This is a genomic window from Streptomyces sp. NPDC005799 (genome assembly GCF_040630525.1).
Taxonomy (GTDB): domain Bacteria; phylum Actinomycetota; class Actinomycetes; order Streptomycetales; family Streptomycetaceae; genus Streptomyces; species Streptomyces griseorubiginosus_B.
Window position 1 is genome coordinate 1 of sequence record NZ_JBEXXQ010000127.1, and the last position, 6,577, is coordinate 6,577.

3 protein-coding genes and 1 pseudogene are annotated in these 6,577 nt (G+C 69.5%); 1 reads left to right on the forward strand and 3 read right to left on the reverse strand.

All coding sequences use genetic code 11. From position 1 onward, the window contains the following. Nucleotides 1-1,181: 1,181 nt before the first annotated feature. The 3 genes and pseudogenes from ABZ453_RS49830 to ABZ453_RS49840 all read right to left on the reverse strand — a co-directional run. Nucleotides 1,182-2,441 carry an SWIM zinc finger family protein gene (locus ABZ453_RS49830; protein ID WP_359026530.1) on the reverse strand — a complete coding sequence of 420 codons (1,260 nt, stop codon included), beginning with the start codon at nt 2,439-2,441 and terminating at the stop codon, nt 1,182-1,184. After that, nucleotides 2,438-5,272 carry a DEAD/DEAH box helicase gene (locus ABZ453_RS49835; RefSeq protein WP_359026535.1) on the reverse strand — a complete coding sequence of 945 codons (2,835 nt, stop codon included), beginning with the start codon at nt 5,270-5,272 and terminating at the stop codon, nt 2,438-2,440. The genes ABZ453_RS49830 and ABZ453_RS49835 overlap by 4 nt, the downstream gene beginning before the upstream one ends. 278 nt (nt 5,273-5,550) lie before the next feature. Further along, a pseudogene (locus tag ABZ453_RS49840) lies at nt 5,551-5,793 on the reverse strand (IS110 family transposase); the annotation flags it as partial. A 272-nt stretch (nt 5,794-6,065) separates the two neighbouring features. Here ABZ453_RS49840 and ABZ453_RS49845 point away from each other — a divergent pair. Continuing rightward, nucleotides 6,066-6,577 (forward strand): IS110 family transposase (locus tag ABZ453_RS49845; protein ID WP_359026533.1); only part of this gene is annotated, 512 nt, incomplete at its 3' end.

Here is a 6,577-nt window from a genome sequence, read left to right on the forward strand (position 1 = left end):
AGTGCCCGCGAACTTCGGAAGGTTGTCAGCCGGTCAGACGCCGTCTGGAACCATCCATCCCCGCCCTATGACGCGGACGGTAGATAAAGAACAAGTTGAGTGCCTGTGTCTGAACCTCGGGGCAGGAGACGGCGGCAATTCCCGTGTTGACGGAGAAGGTTGACGACAGCGTGACCGCGCTGGATTCTCTCCGTTGAGCGAGGTGACACGCGTGCATCGGAGTGTCGTGCGGTCCCAGTTCTCGCCGGCGTGAGGTTGGGAACCGCTGACTCTGGTAACCGCCCTGTCATGGCAGGTGGCCCCTGGTTTTCCCCCGAAGCCAGGGGCTATCGACTCTTTTGGGGTGGCTGCTCGCGGGCCGGCTGATGGCGGGGCAGCGTGGAAACGGGTCCTCTTTCTCCTGGTCCGCCGTGCTGGTCGTGGGGGACGAACAGGTTGAGGTTGAGGCCGAGCTGGGTGAGCTGGTCCCGACCGCGACCCCGGAGTGGGGCGGCTTCCTTCGGAGTGTTCCGGTGCGGCTGGCAGCCGCGATCGAACACGGAGACTTCCGTCCCACCAGGACACCCTTCCTCAGATCTTCAAGATCCACTGTCAGAGTGTCCACACCACCGGGGTCGCCTCAGATGAACGAAAACGGGCCTACTTGCTAGTATTGGCGCAGGTCACGAAGTACCGTCCCCGCGCGCGGGGATAGTTCCTACCTGGACTTTTCTACGGCACCCGGCTCGGGTAGTCCTCGCGCACGTGGGGATTGAGGCGACCCCGCACCTGCCGGGGGTAGCTCCTACGGCGACCGCGCAACGCTGAAGGGTGTCACGTCCTCCCCGCAACGCGGGGGTAGCTCCCCAAAGTACTTGGGCTGCGAGTACCAGATCCTGTCGTCCCCGCATCTGCGGGGGCAAGCGGCTGACCGGGAGGCTGCGCAGTGCGGCCGGGCGCCGGATACGGGACGCGGGCTCCACGGTCATCCAGGCAGCCCGCGACCTGCACCTGCCCTGGCCGACCGTGATGGACGCCTTCAAGGCCGCCGCCCGGCAGGTCGTCGAAGCACCGCTACCCGAGGTCGAGGTGCTGGGCATTGACGAGACCCAGCGCGCACGGATGGCGTCCCGCCCGGTGGTGTAGCCGATCAAGGCATCGGAATCCGCAGGTCGGGGCAGTGGTTCCGCTGAACCCGGGGCTCAACTCGCCTTAAAGGCTGAGGCGCTTGGTGAGCGCTGTTCCCAGACGCCGGTGAGTGCCGCGACTGGGTCGGCGCCGGAGGGTGCCGCGGGCCACCATTCGCCGTCGTTGTCCCGGAGGTAGGGGTACCAGCGGGTGTCGGGGCCCAAGCGGAGCTGGATGTCGTGGTCGGTGAGGGTGAGGCGGTTGCGCCAGGCCCTGAGACGGGCGGGGACGTCGGTCATCTCGGTGAGGGCCGTGGCCAGGGCGGCGCGAGCTGTTGTCATCGCTGACGGGTCCGGGCTGTGGGACTCTTCCGCGACGGTGACGCCGGTTGAGCCGCCGTAGCGCCAGGCGCGGGTGAGGCGGGCGAAGACGGCGGGTTTGGCGCCGGTGTTCTGGATCAGGTGGTGGAACCATTCGGGTCCAGGGGCGCTCGCGGCGATGCGTACGGCGTCCAGGTTCTGGGGCAGGTGCAGGCTGGTGGTGTCGCCTGCGAGGAGTTGCGCGGCGCGTGTGGCGGCGTCGGACATGAGGCGCTCCAGGTCCGTGGTGGCCAGGCCGGTGCCGGACGGCGGGGAGATGGGCAGTGGGGTGGCGTGGGCAGCCGGTTCGGGGGGCTCGGGCAGTCGGGGTGTGTGTTCGGCCCAACGGCTGTACGCCGCCGCGGCCGGAACGCCGGTGGGGGCCTGCGGGGTGGCTGTCTCCTGGGATGCCCTACGGCGTGCGCGCAGCTGGGCGAGGACCTCCTCGCGGCTGCGGCCGCGCAGCGCGAAGAGTACGAACGGGTCGGCGTCGATGGTGGCGGCGATGGCGTAGCAGAGCGCGGCGGCGTGCTTGCACGGGTAGCCCCAGTCGGGGCAGGAACAGTCCGGGGCGAGTTCGGTGGGCTGGGGCAGCAGCGGTACGTCTGCCTGGCGGGTGTCGTCGACGAGTTCGGCGGGCATCTCGCCGTCGAGGAGCGCGGCGAGATGCTCGGCACGGGCCGCGACGGTGTCGAGCAGGGTGTCCCACTGGGTGTCGGTGAGGACGGGCAGGTGGACCGAGGATCGGTACGGGCGCGGGAGGCTGCCCTGGACGGAGGCTTTGATCTGCCCCGGCGCGACGGTGATCTGGCGGACCATGCCCTTGCGGGCGTAGGTGCGTCCACGTGACAGACGCCCGGCCTCCAAGGTGGAGTCCTCCAGGGCCGTCACCCATGCCTGGCCCCACCAGGTCGTGGTGAAGGCGCGCTTGCCGTGGGCGGGCACCCGGCGTTGGCCTGGGAGAGCGGGGCTCATGGCTGCCTCCGCAGGGCGACGAGTTCGGCGAGGTCAGCGTCGGACAGTTCGGTCAGGGCGGCCTCGCCGGAGCCGACGACGGCGTCGGCGAGTGCGCGCTTGGATTCCAGCAGCTTCGTGACCTTGTCCTCCACGGTGCCTTCCGCGATGAGTTTGTGGACCTGCACGGGTTTGTTCTGGCCGATGCGGTAGGCGCGGTCGGTGGCCTGGTCCTCGACGGCGGGGTTCCACCAGCGGTCGTAGTGCACGACATGGGTGGCGCGGGTGAGGTTGAGCCCGGTGCCAGCGGCCTTCAACGACAGCAGGAACACCGGGATGTCACCGCGCTGGAAGCGTTCCACCATCTGCTCGCGCTGCGTGACGGGAGTGCCGCCGTGCAAGAAGAGGGTGGTAACGCCGCGTTCGGCGAGGTGCTTTTCCAGGAGGGACGCCATTTTCGTGTACTGGGTGAAGACCAGGACCGACTCGCCCTCGGCGGTGATGGTGTCGATCAGCTCGTCGAGGAGGTCTAGCTTGCCGCTGCGGCCACGCAGCGGCGCGGACTGGCGCAGGTACTGGGCCGGGTGGTTGCAGATCTGCTTCAGAGCGGTGAGCAGCTTGAGCACCAGGCCGCGCCGGGCGATGCCCTCGGACGCCTCGATCCTCGCCATCGTCTCCCGGACCACCGCCTCGTACAAGCTTGTCTGTTCGGCCGTCAGCGACACGATGCGGTCGGTCTCGGTCTTGGCGGGCAGTTCGGGCGCGATCCCCGGATCGGACTTCCTGCGGCGCAGCACGAAGGGACGAATGAGACGGGACAAACGCTCGGCGGCCTCGGGGTCCTCACCCGTCTCGACGGGGCGGGCGTGCCGGTCGCGGAAGGTGCTGAGCGATCCGAGGAGGCCAGGTGTGGTCCAGTCGAGGAGCGCCCACAGTTCGGAGAGGTTGTTCTCTACGGGGGTGCCGGTCAGAGCGACGCGGGCGCGGGCGGGCAGGGCGCGCAATTCGCGGGCGGTGACGGCGTAGGGGTTCTTGACGTGCTGGGCCTCGTCTGCGGCGACCAGCGACCAAGTCGCCTCGGTGAGGGCTTCGCGGTCGCGACGCAGCACCCCGTAGGTGGCCAGGACGATCTCGTCGCCAGCGAGGTCCTTGAGGTGGCGCTCGCCGCCGTGGTAGCGGCGTACAGGGGTGGATGGCGCGAACCTGGCTGCCTCGCGTTGCCAGTTGCCGAGCAGGGAGGCGGGGCAGACGACGAGGGTGGGGCCCGCGGTGGCGGGGTTGGTCTGGCGGTGCAGATGCAGGGCGAGAAGACTGATGGTCTTGCCCAGGCCCATGTCGTCGGCAAGGCAGCCGCCGAGACCGAGTTCACACATCTCGGCCATCCAGGCCAGGCCCCGCTTCTGATAGTCGCGCAACGTGGCCTTGAGCGCGGCGGGCTGTGGGACGGGGATACGGGATTCGGGATCGCGGATACGCGCGACGAGGTCGCCGAGCGTGCCGACCGCCTCGCAGGGGATCGGGTCGCCATCCCTTCCCACCTCGCCTGTCAGCGCGGCGCTCAGCGCCTCCATGGGAGTAAGCGGTTCCAAACGGCGACGCTTGGCGCGGGCCACCAGCTTCGGGTCGGCGACCACCCACTGGTCGCGCAGCCGGACGAGGGGGCGGCGAGCCTCGGCGAGGGCGTCCATCTCGGCGTCGGTTAGCGGCTCGCCGCCGAGCGAGATCTGCCAGCGGAAGTCGAGCAGGGCGTCGGCGTCGAGAAGACCGCCGACGCTGGAGCCGGGGGCGGTGCGCTGCCCGATTTCCGCCGTCGCGGTGAGCGCCTTCACCAACTCGCGCGGCCAGTGCACGTCAATACCGGCCGCGCGCAGCGTGTCGGTGGCGTCACCCAGCAGGTCGAAGGCTTCATCATCGGTCAGCCGGAGCTCGTCGGGGGCGGCGTCCTTCAGCAGCCGCTGGAGCGGAGGCCAGACGCGGGCGCCACGGCGCAGCGCGAGCAGCGTCTCGGCCTCGGCTCGCGGGCCGAGCAGCCGCTCGACCTCGGCCGGCTCGCTCCATAGCCGCGTGGCCTCGACGAGGAGCGCCGGATCCGCCGCGGCGTGCAACTGCAGGACAGCCTTGAACTGCCGACGCCGTCCTTCGGGCAGATCGACGCGCAGCGAGACACCGACCTTGGCGGTGAGCGCAGCGGTGGTCTCTTCAGCCCACTCGCGCAGTGCGGGCACAGCACGCGCCTCGCGCCAGGCGTACGGCAGCGCTCCCATGGCGAGCGTGGCAGCCGGGGTGCGGACCAGGTCATCGGCGACCGCGTCGCAGAACTGGCGTATCAGGGCCGCCGGTTCGGCGATACGCACCGGTGGCGGCCCGGGTTCGGGCAGGCAGTGGGCGTGGGGCGGGAACGCGGTGGCCACGGCCTGCAGTGTCTGCCGTTGGGCGGCGGTGAACGGGCCCACCTGCCAGGTGTCGTACCCGGAAGGGGTGAGAGCCGGGTGGAGGCGGCCGTCCGCGAGCAGCCGCAGCGCGAACCGGGCGGCGGCCTGCCAGGCGGTGGCGGACGGATGCGGCGGCTGTGCTGCCGCCAAGGCGGATACGGCGACAGCGACGGGCAGCACGTAGCCGTCCACCCTGCGCCGTCTGATCGAGCGACCGTGCGGCAACACCAGTTCCACCGAGTCGATCGCCACACCTGGAGGCCTGCCAGCGTCCTCGGCGACCACCCCGGCGGGCTGCCAGAGCAGCATCCGCCCGAGACGGGCCGGCTCTCCAGGCAGGAACACCACCGCCCAGCCCCCATCGAGCAACTCCCGTGCCCAAGTGGCCGCCTCGGGGTTGGCCAGCGGCGGTGCACTCATCGCGCCCGTACCCGGTTCTCGTACGACGATCCGTGCCACGCTCTTCCGCTCCATCACCATCCGGGACGACTCTCACCGCGCACGCCCACCGCCAGACTTCACCATGCACCGTCACCCCTCGGCAAGTTCAGGCCATACCGTCACACGCGGGGGAAGAGATCTTACCGGCCGCACGTCCGTAGAGGTCAGGCGGATGGGGGGCGGTCCGGTGGCCCCTCGAGCGGGGGGGTGCCCCTATCTCTTTTCGTCAAGGGGCGGGGCGGTTGATTGGTGATGTTTCAGGCGGCTTGGGGGACGGCTTGAGGTTCGAAGAACGTGCCGTCGCGGAGCATGGCGAACAGGACGTCGACGCGGCGGCGGGCGAGACACATCAGGGCCTGTTTGTGCCGCTTGCCCTCGTCCTTCTTGCGCTGGTAGTAGGCCCGGGAAGCCGGGTCGGACAGCGAGGCGAACGCGGCGAGGAAGAAGGCCCGTTTCAGGTGCTTGTTGCCCCGGCGGGACGGGCTCTCGCCCCGAATGGTGAGCTTCCCCCGAGATGCGGAGTGTGTTGACAGAGGGTCCTACCTTGTTCGTGGGTTGGACGGGCCGTCGTAAGGTCCAGAGGCCCAGAGACACCGGGTATGGCTTACAGAGGGTTGCACGTGATGGTTCACCTGACCTGGCCGCCCGGTGTCTCACGACGACTCGGCCGCTGATTAGGAGTTTCGGACGCCTTCGGGCGGATCGCTGAGTAGGACCACGCCGGCGAGGTCGTCCGGGAGAACAGAGCGTCATCGAACGACCGGAGGAACTGGTGGCCCGGATCTGGGCGGGTACGGACATCGGCAAGACCCATCACCACTGTGTGGTCCTGAACGCCGAGGGCGAACGGCTGCTGTCGCGGCGCGTCCTGAACGACGAGCCGGAACTGCTGGCCCTGCTCGCCGACATCCTGTCTCTCGACGAGGAGGTGGTCTGGGCGGTCGATGTCGCCGATGGCATGGCCGCACTCTGGATCAGCCTGCTGCTCAACCACGGCCAGCACCTCGTCTACATACCCGGCCTGGCCGTCAACCGGGCCTCGGCCGGCTACCGGGGCATGGGCAAGACCGACGCCAAGGACGCCACCGTCATCGCCGACCAGGCCCGGATGCGCCGGGACCTGACGGTCCTGCGGCCGGACGGCGAGCACGCCATCGAGCTGCGGGTCCTCACCAACCGCCGGACTGACCTCAACGCCGACCGCACTCGCCGGATCAACCGTCTGCGCGGCCAACTTGCCAGCATCTTCCCCGCGTTGGAGCGGGCACTTGACCTGGGCAACGT

Coding starts and splice junctions, on each gene's coding strand:
- ABZ453_RS49830 (WP_359026530.1), bottom strand. CDS start 2,441: ATGAGCCCCGCTCTCCCAGGCCAACGCCGGGTGCCCGCCCACGGCAAG.
- ABZ453_RS49835 (WP_359026535.1), bottom strand. CDS start 5,272: ATGAGTGCACCGCCGCTGGCCAACCCCGAGGCGGCCACTTGGGCACGG.